18 protein-coding genes are annotated in these 17,337 nt (G+C 66.7%); 9 read left to right on the forward strand and 9 right to left on the reverse strand.

Going from position 1 to position 17,337, the window contains the following annotated elements:
- Positions 1 to 93 precede the first annotated feature (93 nt).
- Entirely contained in the window at positions 94 to 840 is a 747-nt protein-coding gene (gene phhA, locus LJ725_RS13750) for a phenylalanine 4-monooxygenase (protein WP_230551233.1), read from the forward strand.
- Positions 841 to 909: 69 nt separating this feature from the next.
- Here phhA and LJ725_RS13755 read toward each other — a convergent pair whose 3' ends face one another.
- On the reverse strand, positions 910 to 3,009 hold the full coding sequence (locus tag LJ725_RS13755; protein WP_230551234.1) for an acetate--CoA ligase family protein: 2,100 nt from the start codon (positions 3,007 to 3,009) through the stop codon (positions 910 to 912).
- A 20-nt stretch (positions 3,010 to 3,029) separates the two neighbouring features.
- Between LJ725_RS13755 and LJ725_RS13760 the strand changes: the two genes are divergently transcribed.
- Both LJ725_RS13760 and LJ725_RS13765 read left to right on the forward strand, forming a co-directional pair.
- Positions 3,030 to 4,013 carry a Bug family tripartite tricarboxylate transporter substrate binding protein gene (locus tag LJ725_RS13760; protein WP_230551235.1) on the forward strand — a complete coding sequence of 328 codons (984 nt, stop codon included), beginning with the start codon at positions 3,030 to 3,032 and terminating at the stop codon, positions 4,011 to 4,013.
- Between the two features lie 26 nt (positions 4,014 to 4,039).
- Positions 4,040 to 4,441: a RidA family protein gene (locus tag LJ725_RS13765; RefSeq protein WP_230551236.1), complete on the forward strand. Its 402-nt coding sequence runs from the start codon at positions 4,040 to 4,042 to the stop codon at positions 4,439 to 4,441.
- Between the two features lie 36 nt (positions 4,442 to 4,477).
- Here LJ725_RS13765 and LJ725_RS13770 read toward each other — a convergent pair whose 3' ends face one another.
- Positions 4,478 to 4,912 carry a GNAT family N-acetyltransferase gene (locus LJ725_RS13770; RefSeq protein WP_230551237.1) on the reverse strand — a complete coding sequence of 145 codons (435 nt, stop codon included), beginning with the start codon at positions 4,910 to 4,912 and terminating at the stop codon, positions 4,478 to 4,480.
- On the opposite strand from LJ725_RS13770, the gene LJ725_RS13775 reads away from it, so the two are divergent.
- Positions 4,905 to 5,684 (forward strand): SET domain-containing protein-lysine N-methyltransferase, encoded by a 780-nt coding sequence (locus tag LJ725_RS13775; RefSeq protein WP_230551238.1) that lies wholly within the window; start codon positions 4,905 to 4,907, stop codon positions 5,682 to 5,684. The two genes, LJ725_RS13770 and LJ725_RS13775, sit on opposite strands and share 8 nt — an antisense overlap.
- A gap of 81 nt (positions 5,685 to 5,765) precedes the next feature.
- Here LJ725_RS13775 and LJ725_RS13780 read toward each other — a convergent pair whose 3' ends face one another.
- Both LJ725_RS13780 and LJ725_RS13785 read right to left on the reverse strand, forming a co-directional pair.
- Complete coding sequence (locus LJ725_RS13780; RefSeq protein WP_230551239.1) at positions 5,766 to 6,686, reverse strand: SMP-30/gluconolactonase/LRE family protein; 921 nt, start codon at positions 6,684 to 6,686, stop codon at positions 5,766 to 5,768.
- A gap of 128 nt (positions 6,687 to 6,814) precedes the next feature.
- Positions 6,815 to 8,218: an aspartate aminotransferase family protein gene (locus tag LJ725_RS13785; protein WP_230551240.1), complete on the reverse strand. Its 1,404-nt coding sequence runs from the start codon at positions 8,216 to 8,218 to the stop codon at positions 6,815 to 6,817.
- Between the two features lie 99 nt (positions 8,219 to 8,317).
- Here LJ725_RS13785 and LJ725_RS13790 point away from each other — a divergent pair, with 99 nt between their 5' ends.
- Complete coding sequence (locus LJ725_RS13790) at positions 8,318 to 9,496, forward strand: pyridoxal-phosphate-dependent aminotransferase family protein (RefSeq protein WP_230551241.1); 1,179 nt, start codon at positions 8,318 to 8,320, stop codon at positions 9,494 to 9,496.
- A gap of 47 nt (positions 9,497 to 9,543) precedes the next feature.
- Here the strand turns inward: LJ725_RS13790 and LJ725_RS13795 are convergent, their stop codons facing one another.
- Positions 9,544 to 10,284 carry a carbonic anhydrase gene (locus tag LJ725_RS13795; RefSeq protein ID WP_230551242.1) on the reverse strand — a complete coding sequence of 247 codons (741 nt, stop codon included), beginning with the start codon at positions 10,282 to 10,284 and terminating at the stop codon, positions 9,544 to 9,546.
- Between the two features lie 83 nt (positions 10,285 to 10,367).
- Between LJ725_RS13795 and LJ725_RS13800 the strand changes: the two genes are divergently transcribed.
- Together LJ725_RS13800 and LJ725_RS13805 are read left to right on the forward strand one after the other, a co-directional pair.
- The gene (locus LJ725_RS13800; RefSeq protein WP_230551243.1) at positions 10,368 to 11,147 is read left to right on the forward strand and encodes an enoyl-CoA hydratase/isomerase family protein; all 780 of its coding nucleotides are present in this window, start codon (positions 10,368 to 10,370) and stop codon (positions 11,145 to 11,147) included.
- Between the two features lie 25 nt (positions 11,148 to 11,172).
- A complete protein-coding gene (locus LJ725_RS13805; RefSeq protein ID WP_230551244.1) occupies positions 11,173 to 11,577 on the forward strand; it encodes a hypothetical protein in 405 nt (134 codons plus the stop codon).
- Positions 11,578 to 11,580: 3 nt separating this feature from the next.
- Here LJ725_RS13805 and LJ725_RS13810 read toward each other — a convergent pair whose 3' ends face one another.
- Together LJ725_RS13810 and LJ725_RS13815 are read right to left on the reverse strand one after the other, a co-directional pair.
- Positions 11,581 to 12,819 carry an MFS transporter gene (locus LJ725_RS13810; RefSeq protein WP_230551245.1) on the reverse strand — a complete coding sequence of 413 codons (1,239 nt, stop codon included), beginning with the start codon at positions 12,817 to 12,819 and terminating at the stop codon, positions 11,581 to 11,583.
- 157 nt (positions 12,820 to 12,976) lie between these two features.
- On the reverse strand, positions 12,977 to 13,720 hold the full coding sequence (locus tag LJ725_RS13815; protein ID WP_230551246.1) for a 2-keto-4-pentenoate hydratase: 744 nt from the start codon (positions 13,718 to 13,720) through the stop codon (positions 12,977 to 12,979).
- A 42-nt stretch (positions 13,721 to 13,762) separates the two neighbouring features.
- Here LJ725_RS13815 and LJ725_RS13820 point away from each other — a divergent pair, with 42 nt between their 5' ends.
- Together LJ725_RS13820 and LJ725_RS13825 are read left to right on the forward strand one after the other, a co-directional pair.
- The gene (locus LJ725_RS13820; protein WP_230551247.1) at positions 13,763 to 14,944 is read left to right on the forward strand and encodes an amidohydrolase family protein; all 1,182 of its coding nucleotides are present in this window, start codon (positions 13,763 to 13,765) and stop codon (positions 14,942 to 14,944) included.
- Positions 14,941 to 15,771 (forward strand): enoyl-CoA hydratase, encoded by an 831-nt coding sequence (locus LJ725_RS13825; RefSeq protein ID WP_230551248.1) that lies wholly within the window; start codon positions 14,941 to 14,943, stop codon positions 15,769 to 15,771. Before LJ725_RS13820 ends, LJ725_RS13825 begins: the two co-directional genes overlap by 4 nt.
- 4 nt (positions 15,772 to 15,775) lie before the next feature.
- Here the strand turns inward: LJ725_RS13825 and LJ725_RS13830 are convergent, their stop codons facing one another.
- Positions 15,776 to 16,483 (reverse strand): DUF4198 domain-containing protein, encoded by a 708-nt coding sequence (locus LJ725_RS13830; protein ID WP_230551249.1) that lies wholly within the window; start codon positions 16,481 to 16,483, stop codon positions 15,776 to 15,778.
- 227 nt (positions 16,484 to 16,710) lie between these two features.
- Positions 16,711 to 17,331: a glutathione binding-like protein gene (locus LJ725_RS13835; RefSeq protein ID WP_230551250.1), complete on the reverse strand. Its 621-nt coding sequence runs from the start codon at positions 17,329 to 17,331 to the stop codon at positions 16,711 to 16,713.
- Positions 17,332 to 17,337 lie beyond the last annotated feature (6 nt).

A 17,337-nucleotide genomic window follows, 5' to 3' on the forward strand; every position in this document is an offset into this window, starting at 1 on the left:
CAATGAGAGAATACCGCCAAAACTAACCCTCCCCAAAGCCAACTTCGCCGGGATTCACCAGCCTCGTTCGCCCATATTCAGTGGATGAACACCATGGGCGCACCCCTCGAGAATTTGCGTGGCGACTACGCCGGCATGGCGTCCGACTGGACGGTGCCGCAGCATTGCGACCTCTATTCCGACGAGGATCAGGCCGTGTGGCGGCTGCTCGTGCAGCGCCAGCATGCCCTCGCCGAGCGCTATGCCTGCGACGAGTTCCTCGCGGGGTTGGAAGCAATCGAACTCGGAAACACGATCCCGGACTTCGCGGCGGTCAACACGCGGCTGGAGCCACTGACGGGCTGGCGCATCGTCGGGGTGCCCGGCCTCATCCCGGACGCCGCCTTCTACGACCATCTCGCCCACCGCCGCTTCCCGGTGACGGTGTGGATCCGCACGCGCGAGGAGATCGACTATCTGGTCGAGCCCGACCTTTTCCACGACTTCTTCGGCCACGTGCCGCTGCTCACCAATCCCGTGTTCGCCGACTACATGCAGGAGTACGGCCGGCGCGGCGTCGAGGCCGGCCCCGACGTCCATCTGCTCGCGCGTCTCTACTGGTTCACCGTCGAGTTCGGCCTGATCCGCACGGAAAAGGGCCTGAAGGCCTACGGCGCCGGCATTCTCTCGTCGGCCGCCGAGGTGAAGCACGCGATCGAAAGCGATGGTGTCGAGCGTGTCCCGTTCGACGCGACGACGGCAATGAACCGTCCCTACGAGATCAACCGGCTGCAGAACACCTACTTCGTCCTCGACGATTTCCGCCAGCTCATGGACCGGCCGGCGATGGCGAAGCACTAGAAGAGACTGCGTCCTGCCACGTCGTGGCCCGTTGGCGTGCGCATCCGACCACGCACGTCCTTCCGTGCGTCAACCCAACACCACCAAACCGTCGACCGCTACGACGCCTTCGCCGTCGCGCTTCACCAGCAGCGGATTGATCTCCGCTTCCAACACAGCGCCGAACTGCTTGTGTGCCAGCGTCGAGAAGGCCGCAATCGTCTTCGCCAGCGCCGCCACGTCGCCCTTCGGCAGATTGCGATAGCCACGTATGGTCGCAAGGCCTCTCACTTCGCCGATCATCTCCGATGCCTCGCGTTCGTCGACCGGCGCGAGACGCGTGGAGGCGTCCTTGTAGATTTCGGCCAGCACACCGCCCAGGCCAACGGTGACCGTGGGCCCGACGAGCGGATCGCGGCGATAGCCGAGGATCACCTCGACGAGGCCGCGCTCCATCTTCTGGATGAGGAACCCCTGCAGGCGCGCCCCAGGAGCGTAGGCCTTCACCCGCTTCTCGATCTCGCGCGCGGCCACGGCGGCCGTCTGCCCATCCGGAATGCCGAGCGCCACGCCACCCGCCTCGGTCTTGTGCGGAATGTCCACCGACAGGATCTTCAGGACGACCGGCGCGCCCACTTCGCCGACGGCGGCGGCAACCCGCCGGGCGTCCGGCACCGTCGCCGACCGGGCCATCGGAACGCCCAGCGTGGCGAAGAAGCCGGCGGCGCGGCGTTCGTCGAAACCCGAAACACGGCCTGCTTCCAGTGCCGAGAGCGCCTCGATCGAAGGCTCCGCGACGCGCGGCGCCGCTTGCGGCGGCGTACGCAGCAGGCACAACGCCATCGCCTCGGCGCAGGATTCGGGATGGCGGAACGCAGGCACGCCCGCCGCCGTCAGCAACGCCAGCGACTTCTCGGCCGAGGGTGTCAGCGCCACGGCGAAAGGCTTGCCCGATCCGGCAAACCGCAACAGGGGCTCGACGGCGAGCTCTGGATTGAACTGCGCGGACGAGCCGACCACGAAGATCACCGCATCGTTGCCGTCGTCGGCCAGCAGGCGCTCGATCGTACCCGCCACGATCTCGGGCTTGGCCCCGGCCAGCGTGAGATCGACCAGCTTGCCATCGCCGGCCGCGATGCCGAACGGCTTCAGCCACTCCACGAGGTTGCCGGGCGGGCCTGCAATGTCGAGGCCGGCGACCGCCATGCTATCGACCACCATGGCGGCGCCACCGCCAGTCGTCGTGGCAACGGCGACGCGATGGCCGCCACGCCTCGACGCGGGCCGGTCGACCAGCAGCGCCGGCACGTCGATCAGCGATTCGAACATCGACACACGCGCGATGCCGTGCCGGCGGCAGAAGGCATCGAAGGTCGCATCCGATCCCGCGATGGCGCCGGTGTGCGAACGCGCCAGTTCCTGGCCGATCTCGGAGCGTCCGAGCTTGTAGGCGATGACCGGCTTGCCCGCCTCGTGGGCGTGCCGGGCCGCGCGCGCCAGCCGCTCGCCGTCGCGCAGCGTCTCCATGAACAGCAGGATGGCCTTCGTCTTCGGATCGTCCACCAGCAGGTCGGCGATCTCGCCCACCGCGAGGTCGACCTCGTTGCCGACCGAGATCAGCCGCGAGAAGCCGATGCCGCGCGCATCGGCGCGCGACAGGAGCGCGCCGATCAGGCTGCCGCTCTGGCTGACCACGCCCCAGTTGCCGGCGCGCAGCTTTTCGGCGGCGAAAGCGGCATTGGCCGTCAACGCGACGGCGGGTTCGGTGCTGACCGTGCCGATGCTGTTGGGACCGACCAGCCGGATGCCCGTCTCGCGCACGACCTTCGACAATTCATCCTGCAGCGAGGCGCCGGCTGCGCCGGCATCGGCGAAGCCGCCGGCCAGGATCGACGCCACCTTGACGCCGCGGCGGCCACAGTCCGCCAGCGCACGCACCGCCGCCGCGCCATTCAGGAGGATGTAGGCATGGTCGATCTCGCCCGGGATCGCATCGAGGTCCTTGTACGCGGTCTCGCCCAGGATTTCGCTGCGCGACGGATTCACCGGCAGGATTTCCCCCGTGAAGCCATGCTGGCGCAGAAACCGCTGCGGCCGCGACGTCGTCCTGCTTATGTCGGACGACGCACCGATCAACGCGACGCGTCGCGGTTCGAACAGGGCGGAGAAGAGGACCTTGGGATCGTTCATGCGCGGAGTATACTCCGCGCATGCTCAACCGCCGATCCTTCCTCGCCGCGACGCTCGCCGTCGCCTCCGCCCCGGCCGCCGCCCAGACTTCGGGGCAGGCTGCGCCGTGGCCTTCCAAGCCCATCAAACTCGTGGTGCCCTATGCGCCCGGCGGCACCACCGACGTGGTCGCCCGCATGGTCGCCGAATATCTCGGCCAGAAGCTCGGCCAGAACATCATCGTCGACAACAAGCCCGGCAAGGGCGCGATGGTCGGCACGGCGCTCGTCGCCAAGGCGGCCCCCGATGGCTACACGCTGCTGATGTCGGTCATATCCGGCCTGTCCATCTCGCCCACGCTCTATGGCGGCGCCGACTTCGATCCGATGGGCGACTTCATCCATGTCTCCATCGCCTCGACCAATCCCAGCGTCCTGGTCGCCAACACGAACTTCGGGCCCAAGACCTTCAAGGAGTTCGTCGAGTACGCGAAGGCCAACCGCGGCAAGGTCTCCTATGCGACGTCGGGCGCGGGTTCGAGCAACCACCTGCTCGGCGCACGCCTCGAGCAGGTGATCAGCGCCGGCCTGGTCCATGTGCCCTATCGCGGCGCCGGGCCCGCGATGATCGATACGATCGCCGGAAACGTGCCGGTGATGTTCGACTCGCTGCCGTCGGCCGCGCCGCACATCAAGGCGGGCAAGGTGAATGCGCTGGCGGTGAGCGGCGAGACCCGCAGCCCCGCCTTCCCCGACGTGCCGACCATGAAGGAGCTGGGGTATCCCGACCTGATCTCCTATTCCTGGTTCGGCATCTCGGTGCCGGCCAAGACCCCCCAGCCGATCGTCGATCGCATCGCGACCGAAATGCAGGCCGTGCTCAAGGAGCCCGCCGTCATCAAGCGCTGGGAGGAGATCGGCGCCGAGGGCAGCACCATGACGCCGGCCGAGGTGACGCGCTTCATCCAGTCCGAGATCGACAAGTGGACGCCGGTCGTGAAAGCTTCGGGCGCCACGCCCGGCTGAGGCCGCACCAGACAAGGGGAAACGCCATGACCATCCGCCGCGTCATCTCGCCCGACGTCGCCGAACCGCCGGCCGAGCGCTGGTCGAACTGCCTCGTGGTCGATGGCATCGCCTATGTCTCGGGCATGACCGCGCGCAGCGCCGATCCCAAGGAACTGGCGGGCATGGACGAATACGCCCAGGCCAAGGTGATCTTCGGCAAGATCAAGTCGCTGGTCGAAGCCGCCGGCGGCGCCATGTCCGACGTGGTGAAGATCACGATCTTCCTCACCGAGATCGCCAATAACACCAAGGTCTGGCAGGCCCGTCGCGAATTCTTCGCCGGCGACTTTCCCGCCTCGACCTTGGTCGAAGTGAGCGCACTGGCGGCCCCGGAGATCCTTGTCGAGATCGAGGCCGTCGCCCACATCGGCAAAGGCCGGCGCTAGCTCCTGCGCGTTCCCTCTCGCAGGGGGAGCAGAGGGTCAAAGCTCGATATCGTAGCGAATGAACCCGCGATTGACCGCCATCCTGTCGTAGAGGAGCCGCGCCGTCGCGTTGCTCGCCTGCGTCTGCCAGTAGAGACGTGGGCAGCCCCGTGCCTTCGCCCAGTCGGCGACCGCCTGGATCAGCGCGCGGGCCACGCCCTTGCCGCGGACGTCGGCCTCGGTGAACAGATCCTGCAGGTAGCAGACATCGTCCGACGATGTGTTGGCGTGGATCAGGAAATGCACAATGCCCACCAGGCGTCCGTCCAGCCAGGCGCCAAGCGCATGCATGCGTGAGTCCTTGGCGAACTCATCCCATGCCCGGTCGTACATCGCCTGGGGCAGCGTGCGCTCGTAGAAATCCATATAGCCGCGGAACAAGGTTTCCCACGGTGCGCGGTCAGACGGTTGGAGCTTGCCGATCGTGATCATCCTGCCCGGACCATACCGCCATATGGCGGCGAACGGCACAGCCGTTGCTAAGCAGAAGATGGGTGCGCGTGGCCTGTCCCGGTCATGCAATGCATCCTGGCGAGATGCAGGCGAGGATTCGATGTCCGTCGTGCTTCGAAAACTTGATCGGCGACGAGAGGATCGGGTATTGCCAACACCCCATCTGAATACGTCAGTTCGAGAAGAAGTAAGCCCCTTGCGACTACACAGAGCTCCTGAAGCCACTTCTCCGAGATCGAAGCCCAAGCCCCCATGCGAGTACGACAGCGGCACGCTTCTGTCCGAGATCGAGCGCGGAGCAGCCGGTAGCAGAACGGCGGCCGGCCGAAGCGGCACGCGCGCCGAGGGGACGCCAACGCGCGCCAGGCGCGTTACCTCGCCCCTCACCGTGCGGCCCTATCGGGTCACGGCGATTCCCGGCCGGGGCCTCGGGCTCACGGCCATTTCCCCCATCGAGCCGCGCACCAAGATCGACGACTGCTTCACCTGGGAACTGCCCAAGCGCGACATCAAGCACGTCACCGAGACCGTCCTGAACGGGAATTACTTCGATCACCCCATCAATTCCCGGCGCGGCCTGGTCGCGATCGGCCACATCTCCCTGATCAACCACGATCCGGAGCCGAACTGTGAATGGCGGATGATCCAGGTCCACGATCGGTGGATGATCGAGGCATGGTCCATTCGCCGTCTCGCACGAGGCGAGGAACTGACCTTCGACTACGGCTACGACCCGACGGCGAAGGACTGATCCCTCGCCTGGCCTGTCGACGCCCGGCTGCGGGCTCTTCAGGATGAGGCAGATGCCTGCTCCTCCTGCATCGGAGAGGCCCTAGGCGTGCGAGAACATCGTCTTGCCGGCGACCGGCATTGTCGCCTTCAGGATGGTGCCGGCGGCGATCTTCTCGCTGCGGCGGGAAACCACCACATAGAGATCGGCACCTGAGAACGCGACGTTGGTGCAGAATATGTCGTCGCCGCAGTCGACGTGGTGCGTCGGCCGGCCCAGAGCATCGAAACGCCATGCCGTCGTGCTGGGATGGGCGATCACCAGCCCGCCCTCCTCGTCCAGCGCCATGCCGTCAGGCCCGGCATGGCCGCCGCTCATCTGGATGAACAGGCCGACCTTGCTGGCCGTGCCGTCTTCCATCAGGGGCAGCCGCCAGACGGCGTTGCCGCGCGTGACTCCGACGTAGAGCACCGTCTCGGCCTTGTTCAAGACCAGCCCGTTGGGGCTGGGCACCGTGTTCACCAGCATGGTGAGCCTGCCGGCGGTGTCGTAGCGATAGACGCGGCACGTCGGGTCGTGCAGCCCGGTCTGGCCCTGGTCGGTGAAATAGAGATCGCCGTTGGCCGCGAAGAACAGATCGTTGACGCCCTTGAAGCTCTCCGAGCCGCGTGTCTCGAGCAGCGGCGTCACCTTGCCCGTGTCGGGATCGACCAGCACGATGCCGCGCTTGTAATCGGTGACGAAGATGCGGCCGTCCTTGTGGATCTTCAGCCCGTTCGGCCAGCCGTCATATTCCGTCACCAGCGTCCACTCGCCGGCCGGGCTGATGCGGAAGATGCGGCCGAACGGGATGTCGGTGACGTAGAGGTTTCCGGCCCGGTCGAAGCTCGGCCCTTCGAGGAAGGAATCGAGCAGCTGGCCCACGGCATTCGTGTCGCCCCATGCCGTGCGCGACGGCTTGCGAAACTTCTCCGGCAGCCGCGTGAACTCGGTCGCGCGAACGGGCTTGGTCATTCCGTACATGGTCGTTTCTTTCCCGAAAAGCTTTTCTTGTCGTTTGCTCTCCCCCTCCCTGCCCCCCGTCAGACGGGGGAGGTGGCCGAAGGCGCCTGTGAAGGCGCCGCGCCGGAGGGGGAAAGCCGCAGACGCGATTACGCCGCCTTCACTTCCCGCTCGGCCTTGAGCGCGCGGACGGTCTGGCGGAGCGCATGGACCGTCTTCTCGATCTCGGCGCCGCCATGGGTGGCCGAGACGAAACCGCCGGGCGAGCCCATGACGTCGACGCCGTGCGTCATCAGGCCCATGCGGATCTTGCCGGTCAGCGGACCGGCGGCGCGCGCGCCCTTGAGCTTCTCGATCGGCACCTTCAGCGGATCGAACGTCGCGGGGTCGATCGCATCGCCGAACGGGTTCGGATAGATCAGGAAGGTCGAGCTCTGGCCGTAGATGCCCCACGGCACGCCTTCCTGCACCAGCACCTCGGTCAGCGCCGCGCGCAGTTCAGCCGCCGTCTTGTTGGCCTTCTCCGCGAGATCCTCGTCGCGCACCAGCGACAGGGCGGTGACAGCCGCAGCCGCCGAAAGCGGATTGGCGTTGAAGGTGCCGGGATGGAGGATGCGCTCGATCTTGCGGGCGGCGGTCGCGGCATGGTCGATGCGGTCCATGATCTCGCGCCTGCCCGAGACCGCGCCACCCGGCAGACCGCCGGCCACGATCTTGGCCTGGATGCAGAGGTCGGGGATGACCCCGAACGCCTTCTGCGCCCCGCCCGAGGACCAGCGATAGCCGGTGATGACCTCGTCCATCAGCATGACGACGCCCTTCTTCGCCGTGGCGTCACGCACAGCCTGGATGAAGCCCGGCGGCAGCGGCACCTGGCCCCAGGACGCGCCCGACGGCTCAAACATGACGGCCGCGATGTCGTCGCGTTCCTCGATCACCTTCACCACCGCGGCGACATCGCTGCTGGGCATCACGATCGAAAGCGAGCTCACCTCCTGCGGCACGCCCGGCGTCGTGCCGCCGTCATAGGTTGCGCCAGCACCGGCCGTCACATGGTCGTGCCAGCCGTGGAAATGGCCGAGGAAGCGCAGGATCTTGTCCTTGCCGGTGTGGGCGCGCGCGAGCCGGATGGCCATGTGCGAGGCTTCGGTGCCCGAGGCCGTGAAGCGCACCCTGTCGGCGCAGGGCGTCAGCTCGCACACCAGCTCGGCCCAGCGCACCTCGAGTTCGTGGCTGGAGCCGTAGTGCGTGCCCAGCTCGATCTGGCGCTTCACCGCCTCGACCACCGCCGGATGCGAATGGCCGAGCAGCATGGCGCCGTGACCGCCAAAATAATCGACATACTCGTTGCCGTCGACGTCCCACTTGCGTGGACCGACCGCCCGCGAGACGTGGATTGAGTAGGGATCGAGGTATCGCGCATCGTGGGTGATGCCGCTCGGCAGCACCTTGTGGGCGCGTTCGAACAGCGCCGCCGACTTGCCGGTCCTGGCCTTGTAGTCGGCCACGACGGCCGAGTTCGTCTGCGATGAATCTTTCTCTTGCGCGGTCATACTTGCCCTCAATCCAGCTAATGGCTGAGCATCGCTTGTCTCGCTTGTTTCGCCAAGGGCCCCGCGCCACAGTCCGCCGTCTCAAGGTGGAGGAACGCCGTGAACGCCAAGCCCCGTGGCCGCCAATTCTTCAACAATCCCGGCCCGACCAACATTCCCGACCGCGTCCTGCGCTCGATGGACCGGCCCGTAATCGATTTCATGTCGGAAGAATTCGTCGCCATCCACCACGCCTGCCACAACGGCGTGAAGCGCGTCCTGAAGACCGACCAGAACCTCTTCATGTATTCCTCGACCGGCCACGGCGCCTGGGAAGCGGCGCTGGCCAACCTGTTCTCGCCGGGCGAGACCGTATTGATGGTCGAGACCGGCTACTTCTCCGAGAGCTGGACCGAGATGGCTCACCATCTCGACATCAAGGTCGAGCTGATTCCCGCCGACCAGCGCAAGGGCGCCGACATCTCGAAGATCGCCGAGCGGCTCGCCGCCGACAAGGAACACAAGATCAAGGCGGTGCTGACCGTCCATAACGAGACCGCGACGGGCATGGTCCTGCCGCTCGATCAGGTGCGCCGCGCCATCGACGAGGCCAAGCATCCTGCCCTGCTGCTCAGCGACACGATCTCCTCGCTCGCCAGCATGGAATACAAGATGGACGCCTGGGGCATCGACCTCACGGTCGGCGGCAGCCAGAAGGGCCTGATGCTGCCCACCGGCATGTCGATGACCGGCGTTAGCAACAAGGCGCTGGAAGTGTCGCGAAAGTCCAAGACGCCGCGGCACTACTGGAGCTGGGAGATGATGACCGGCCGCGCGCCGCAGAAGTTCGTCGGCACCGCTCCGGTTCACATGTTCTTCGGCCTCCAGGAGTCGCTGAAGATGCTGGAGGAGGAAGGCCTCGACGCCGTCTTCGCCCGCCATGCTCGTCTGGCCGAAGCGACTCGTGCCGCCGTGCGCGTCTGGGGCTCCGACGGCAAGGGCCCGCAGCTCTTCTGCCAGAACGAGGATCGCCTCTCGAACTCGGTGACGGCGGTGGTCATGCCCGACGGCGTGAGTTCAGACCCGCTGCGCAAGACCGCCCTCGACCGCTACAACCTGTCGCTGGGCGGCGGGCTCGGCAAGATGATGGGCAAGATGTTCCGCATCGGCCACATGGGCGATCTCAACGAGCCGATGCTGCTGGGCTGCCTTGCCACGACAGAACTCGCCATGAAGACGGCGGGCGTGCCCTTCGTTTCGGGCGGCGTCGAGGCGGCGATCAAGTCGCTGTCGGCTTAGGTGTTTCTCCCACCTCCCCGGTCAGACGGGGGAGGCAAGAATAGTTATCAGAACGCCGGCATTTTGCCGGCAAGCGCCGCCGCGAAGGCTTCCGGTGTGAGAGCCGAAAGCGCCGTACGAGCGGTGATGGCCACGTCGAGCTTGACGCCGACCACGGCGGTGAACTTCAAGGTCTCGGGATTGAACGCATAGAGCTGGCCGACCGTCAGGTTGAACCACCAGGCATGCAGCGTCAGCGTGCCGGCCTTCACCCGCTCCTCGATCCAGCGATAGCCCATCAGGTTGTTGACGCTGTTCACCACCGCGGCCTGCTCGACGGCGCGCGTGACCTCTTCGCGCGGCCGGCCCTTCAGCTCCTCGACGACGAGGTCGCGCGTATCCTGGGCGATGCTGGTCCAGGTCGAGAGATAGTCGTAGTGCGCGTAGGCACCGCCGCGACCGTCGACCAGTGCGCCGATGCCGCCGCACAAGGCGTGGCCCAGTACGACGATATGCTCGACCCCCAGCCCGCGGACGGCGAACTCGATGGCCGCCGAGGTGCCGTGATGGCGCTCGTCGGGTGGAAACTGAACCGGTGGCACCATCGCCGCGACGTTTCGAACGGTAAAGATGTCGCCGGGCTTGGTCTGGGTCAGGATGCCCGGATCGACCCGGGCATCCGAGCAACCGATGATCAGGATCTTCGGCGACTGGCCTTCAGTCGCCAGCTTCTCGAAGAGATCGAGATGCTCCTGGTAGTACCCCACGCGGAAATCCGCGAAGCCCTTGAGGAGCCGTTCCAATGCCATGATGCGCTTACCTATGCCCGTTTGCGGCCGGTGGCGACATAGACGATGATGCCGCGACGCACAAATGACACAGACTGGATGACATGACCGACGAACTGCTTTTCGAGAAGCGCGGCGAGATCGGCTGGGTGACGTTCAACCGACCCAAGGCGAGGAACGCCCTTACTTTCGCGATGTATGAAGGTTTGGCGGAAATCTGCGCCCGTATCGGCAAGACGGGAGAAGTTCGCGCCCTGGTCGTGACCGGCGGCGGCGACAAGGCCTTCGCAGCGGGCACCGACATTGCCCAGTTCCAGAGCTTCGAGAGCGGCGAGGACGGCATCGCCTACGAACGCAAGATGGACCGCATCCTGGGGGAGATCGAGCGCTGCACCGTTCCGACCATCGCCGCGGTCCACGGCTTCTGCACCGGCGGCGGCGCGGCCATCGCGGCGGTCTGCGACATCCGGATCGGCTCGGCCAGCGCGCAGTTCGGCTTCCCGATCGCGCGCACGCTCGGCAACTGCCTGTCGATGGCCAACTATGCCCGCCTGGCGGCCCTGATCGGCCCGCAGCGGGTCAAGGAAATGGTGCTGCTGGCCAAGCTGATGGATGCCCCGTCGGCGCTGGGCTGCGGCCTGATCAGCGAGTTGCTCCCCGACCAGGCGACCCTGCTGGCCCGGGCCGAGGAGATGGCCAGCCTCGTGGCAGGGCACGCCCCGATCACCATGCAGGTCACCAAGGAGGCGCTGCGCCGCCTGCAGGCACGACTGGGCGACGAGAACATCGACGATCTCATCAGACTGGCTTACGGTAGCGCCGATTTCCGCGAGGGCATGGCGGCCTTCCTGGGGAAGCGGGCACCCAAATGGTCAGGCGCCTGACAGACGATCGTTACGGAGGAATTTGATGAAGCGGATTGCCACACTCTCTCTGGTTCTTGGGATGGGCGCTGCCGTCGCCGCCTGCCAGAACCCGCAGCAGGTGATCGCGAACAAGGAAGACATGATGGTGGCGGCGGGCTTCAAGTTCGTGCCCGCGAACACGCCGCAGCGCCAGCAGGCGTTCCGCACCCTGCCGCCGCACAAGTTCTCGCGCGAGATCAAGAACGGCCAGGTGTTCTACGTCTATCCCGACCCGACCGTGTGCGTTTGCATCTACGTCGGCAATGCAGCGGCCTACGGCACCTATCGCAACAACGTCTTCCAGAAGAACCTGGCGGACGAGCAGCAGATGACGGCCGACATGAACGCGATGAACGACTGGGATTGGGGCCCCTGGGGCGGCTACCCGTATCCCGGCTGGTACTACTAGCCTCTAGGACTTTCTTCCCGCGAGGAAGAGTGCGATCGCGGCCGCCTGGATCAGGGCGGCCGCGACGAACACCGCGGATCCTTCCGCCGGTGACAGCGTCCGCAGCCATCCGAACACGGCCGGCGCGAACGCATAGGTTCCCTGCCCGACGGCCACGATCAACGGCACGACGCGCTGGGCGTCGGCCTTGCTGAATTCGACCTGGGCGATCAGCGGCGGCAGCGACGTGGTGTTGCCGATGCCCGCGCCGAACAGCAGCACGCCCGCGACCAGAAGCACCGTGTCGGCGCCCCCCGCGAACAGCAGCGCCAGCGATCCCGCGATCTGCACGAGGTGGCTCGCGCAGGCGACCAGCCGCCGGTCGGTTCCGGCCGGCATCAGCCAGCCCACGAGCGTGCGGCCCGCGATCGCCGCCGCCGTCGCCAGCCCCATCAGCAGGCCGGCCGCCGCTCCGCCGAAAACCGGTACCAGCAGCGAGAAGAGATGGGCGATCAGCCCGATCTGCGCGAACAGGCCCAGTGCCATCGCCGCGGCCAGCGTCAGGAAACGGCGATCGCGCCACAGAAGTCGGCCCGCCAGCACCGGAGGTCCGGCCTCCGCCGTCGCCCCTGCGGCGGACGACGGGATCCCGCCATCCTGCTTCTGGCCGAGCGACTGTGGCGTGTGCCTGAAGACATGGTCGGCAAGGAACCAGATCGTGGCCACCATGACCGCCCCGATCGCGGCGGCGGCGAGCGGAAAGCCCAGCGCCGCGATGGCCGCGACCCAGAGCGGCGAGAAGACGACACCGCCGATGCTGGCGCCGTTGTAGGCCATCGACAGCGCTGCCGGCCGGCGCACCGCGTACCACGGCGCCACGATGGCATTCACCGCCGCCGCACCCATCGCCACCCAGCCGGCGCCGCTCAGGACCGTCGCGAGCAGCAACTGCCACGGCGACTGCGCGACTGCCCACCCCAGGATCCCGACCGCCAGCGACACCGCGCCCGTCTTGGTGACCGTGGGCAGGCCGAAGCGGCCATAGAGCGCCGGCAGGTTGGCGACGACGACGGCACCCACCAGGAAGTGCAGCGTCACCGCCGAGGAGACCAGCACCACCGACCAGTCCCGCGCCTCGCGCACCGACTGGAGATAGACCGGCGGCCCGTAGAAGCCGATCCCCCATCCGAAGACGGCGAGCACGAAGGCGGCCGCGACGACGCGGCGGCCGAAGAAGGGAGCGGAAGAAGCAACGCTTGTCATGCCGCGGACAGTGCCGCCGCGCGACATGACCGTTGTTACGGCGGGGGCCGAAGCGTCGCCACGTGCCGTCCTGAGCTCAAGCGAAGGACCTCGCGGATCAACCGGCGCACCTCCTGGCGAACGCGAGATCCTTCGCTTCGCTCAGGATGACACAGGATCAGAAACGCGCCTCGACCGCTCCCAGCCCGACGAACTCGCCGCGCGCGTGCGAACCCGCCGGGAAATAGAGGAGACCTGTCCATGAGCCCGTGGTGATCGCCTGGCCGGCGCGAAGGCCGCCGCGGTGTCGCACCGCGTGGTCGATCATCCAGGCGAGCGGGCGTACCGGATCGACGGCGCCGAGGCCACCCTGCTGCTCGACGATCGTCTTGCCGTCGACCACGAGCTTCACGCGCAGCGCCGGCCAGTCCAGCGTCCTCCAGTTGGAAATCGCATCACCGACCACGAGCGCATGGTTCATCTGGTTGTCCGCCAGCAGCCATTCCGGATCGGCATTCTTGAAGTCGGCAAGCCGCGTATCGACGATCTCCATACCGACGAAGGCATCGCCCACCGCCGCAAGCGCTTCCTCGCGCTCGACCGGCGCGGAGCGCGCGGCGATGTCGCGCACGATGTGGAAGGAGATCTCCACCTCGACGCCGATCATGTGCATCGCCCTCCCGTCGAAACGCGCCGGCGACGGCACGAGCGCGCCCTTGAGCAAGGGTGCGGGATTGGGTTCGGCCGTCGGCGTGCGCGCGCCCACTTTCCAGCCGGCGACCGGTCCGGTGGCCGCGGCCACGCCATCCTGGATGGCAAAGACCGCAGCGCGATCCGTCAGGGCGAAGGGCGGCGCCACCTGACGACCGCTGCGGCGCGCTTCGAGAAGGGCCTGCACGGCATGGGAAATGTCTGGGCTCATGATAAGCTCGCGCGAAACGGACAAGAAAACTCGAGAGGAAACATGCCCTACGCCAGCGGCCGCGTCATTCACGACGCCGATGCGCACATCATGGAAGTGCCCGGTTTTCTGGAAGACCATCTGGAGGCGAGGCATCGCGCGGCGGTCACCGACCAGGTCCTGTTTCCCCGCCACGAGGGCTTCCACAGCACGCGGCTGAAGGCTGATCCCGCCGCCCCCTTCGACGAGACGCAGATCATGCTGCGCAAGAACTGGGAGGCGCTGGGGGCATCGAGCAACCTGGACCGCCCGCGCTCGATCGACCTGCTGGGCTTCGCCAGCCAGCTCATGTTCACCACGGCGCTGCTCAACTATTCCTCGGTCCTGGAAGGCGGACGCGACGTCGAGCTGACCTACGCCGTGGCGCGTGCCCATACGCGGCACATGGTCGAGTTCTGCTCGGTCGACCGCCGCCTGCTGCCGACCGGCTATGTGCCGCTGGTCGACTTCGAGCGCACCGCCCGAGCGGCCCGCGAAGCGATCGAACTCGGTGCCAAGGCGCTGATGATCCCGTCGCGCTGCCCCGACGCTCATTCGCCGAGCCACATCGGCTTCGATCCGCTATGGGCCATCGCCCAGGAGGCCGGCCTGCCGATCGTCTTCCATGTCGGCGGCGGCGGCAAACTTCTCGAGGACGCCTACTTCAACAATGGCCTGCCGCCCGTCCCTGACTTCCATGGCGGCGACGACAATTTCAAGTCGATCGACTACATGGCGATCGCCTATCCGCCGATGAAGGCGCTGACGGCGCTGGTGGTCGATCGCGTGCTCGATCGTTTCCCGGCGCTGAAGTTCGGCGTGATCGAGCAGGGCGCGTCATGGGTGCCGGGCTGGATGCGCAACATGGACAGCGCGCACAACGCCTTCTATCGCAACGAGGAGCGGCTGCAGAAGATGTCGCTGAAGCCCAGCGAGTTCGTGCAGCGCCAGGTCCGGGTCACCCCCTACCCTCACGAGGATGCGGGCTGGATCATCGCCAACACCGGCGACGACGTATGCCTCTTCTCCTCCGACTATCCGCACGTCGAGGGCGGCCGCCATCCCATCAAGCGCTTCGAGGCGTCGATGGAGAAGGCCGGCACGACCGAGTCGCAGAAGCAGCGTTTCTATTGCGACAACTACATCGATCTGATGGGCGCCGGTCTCGCGCCCGAACTCCGCTATCCCGCACAGGCTGCCGCATGACCTACTCGACGCTCCTGATCGACCGCACCGGGCCGGTGCTCAAGATCACGACCAATCGGCCAGATGTGCTGAATGCGCAGAGCCGCATCCTGCTGGAGGAACTCGACGACGCCTTTGCCGCTGCGGTCAAGGACAGCGAGGTGCGGGTCATCATCCTGGCCGGCGCCGGCAAGCACTTTTCCGCCGGGCACGATCTCGGCAGCCCGCAGGAGATGGAGGACCAGAAGAGGACGCCGCTGGAGCCCGGCTTCAAGGGCGAGTATCGCCGGCTGTGGGAGCGCTTCTTCGAGAACACGATGCGCTGGCGCGACCTGCCCAAGCCCACCATCGCGCAGGTCCAGGGCTACTGCATCATGGGCGGCATGATGATCGCCTCGGCCTGCGACATCATCATCGCCAGCGAGGATGCGCAGTTCGCCGACCGCGCCGTGAAGTGGGGCGGCAGCCACGTGCAGTATTTTTCGATGCCGTGGGACTTCGGCCCGCGCAAGACCAAGGAATATCTCTTCACCGGCGACTTCATCAGCGCCGCCGAAGCGGAGAAGGCAGGCCTCGTGAACCGCGTCGTCCCGCGCGACAGGCTCGAGGCCGAGACGATGGCGCTCGCGCAGAGAATCGCCGAGCGCGACCCCTATGCGCTGAAACTCGCGAAGGCGTCGGTCAACGAGACGCAGGACGCGCAGGGCTGGCGGCAGGCGATGGAGAACGCCTTCAAGAACTACATGCTCACCATCCCGCACCGCATCGAGATGGGAACCTACGGGCCCGCGGCACGGGAGAAGGCGCCCAAGGACCGCTTCGGTGTCCTCAACAAGAACCCGGGGTGATCGCTCAGCGCTTCGGCGTCACCACCGGCGGACGCGGCGGCGCCACGAGGCCCTCCGCCACCTTGAAGGTCAGCATCGTGACGAAACGCATCCCGTCATAGGGCTGGCTACCGTGCGTGCCGGGCGTGCCGTCGGCCACCGCCACCTCGATCGCGTAGGTGCCTTTCCACGGCAGCGCGACTTCGATGCCGCCCGCATCGTCGGTCTTGAGTTCCCGGGTCCAGCCGAACTCGGTCACCACCTCCACCTTGGCTTTGGGTAGCGGCTTGCCGTCGTAGAAGACCTTGAAGCGGCCGGGTGTGCCGGTCGGCACGATGTCGAGGGGGATGATCGGCTTGCGCTCGCCGAAGTCGGCGACGTAGCGCGCCGAGTAGCGACCAAGCGTGCGCACGACCTTGTCGTTCTGCTTGCGCTCGGTGACCCGCGCCTGATCGGCCACGACGCTGGTGGTGCCGTCGGCTGCGCCGGTGAACAGGAACGACGTCGGCTTCTTCTCCGCCTTCAGCGGGGTGTCGCCCGCGCCGCCGAACGCCTTGGCGGCCGGCACGGGTTCGAACCGGTCGAGCAGGCCGGGCGATCCCTCGCGCAGGTTCTCGCCGAACTCCCCGAAATAGAGCTGGTAGCCCTCTCCGTCCGGCTCGAGCCAGAGCGCGTGCGCCGATGCGGCGCCGGCGAACGAGAGCCACAACAGGGCGGCGATGACGATGCGCATGGTCGATATCCTCCAGTCGGCAATATCTACCATGACCGCAATTAATTACTACTCGCAATCCATGATTGGACGCCAGCGCACTGAGACGAGGTGCCCCGAGGCGGGAGGGACATGCCATGAGTCTGGTCTCGCCTGATCCACACCCTTTGGGTGACTTTCCCCCTACCCACCCGCCCCGCCCCCGTATGAGGGGGTGGGACCTGAGGTTCGAGCGAAGGAAGCCGTCGTCACGCCGCGCGGCGCTTGCGCTCCTCCATTTCCACGCCCATCGCCTGCACGACCGAAGGCCGCTGCAGATGCCGCCGATGATAGGCCGTCAGGGCCGGCCATTTCGCGAGGTCGGCCTTCAGGAAGACCGCCCAGTTGAGCAGCGTCACGAGATAGGCGTCGGCCACGGTGAAGCGGTCGCCGACCAGGGTTTCGCGGTCGCCGAGGCGCCGGGCGATCGCGGCGAGCGTCGGCTCGAGATCGGCCTTCGCGGCCTCCTTCGCCTCGGCCGGCACCGCACTCGAGAAGATGTTGTAGAAGACCCGCTTGTGCACCTCGGTCCCGAGATAGTGCAGCGTGTCGATGAGCTGGTAGCGCTCGTCGCTGCCCCAGGCAGGGGCCAGGCCTGCTTCGGGCCTGCGGTCGGCGAGATACTGCAGCACCGACGCGCCCTCGTTCAGGATCCGGCCATCGTCGAGCCGCAGCGCCGGTACGTAGCCGTACGGCGACACGGCGAAGAAGTCGCCGCCATCGTCGGTCTTCTTGTTTTCTACGAAGCGGATGGTCACCGGCAGGCCGGCTTCGATCACGGCGATATGCGAGGCCAGCGAGCAGGCCAGCGGCGAGGCAAACAGTTCCATTTCAGT

Source organism: Reyranella aquatilis (genome assembly GCF_020880995.1).
Lineage (GTDB): Bacteria > Pseudomonadota > Alphaproteobacteria > Reyranellales > Reyranellaceae > Reyranella > Reyranella aquatilis.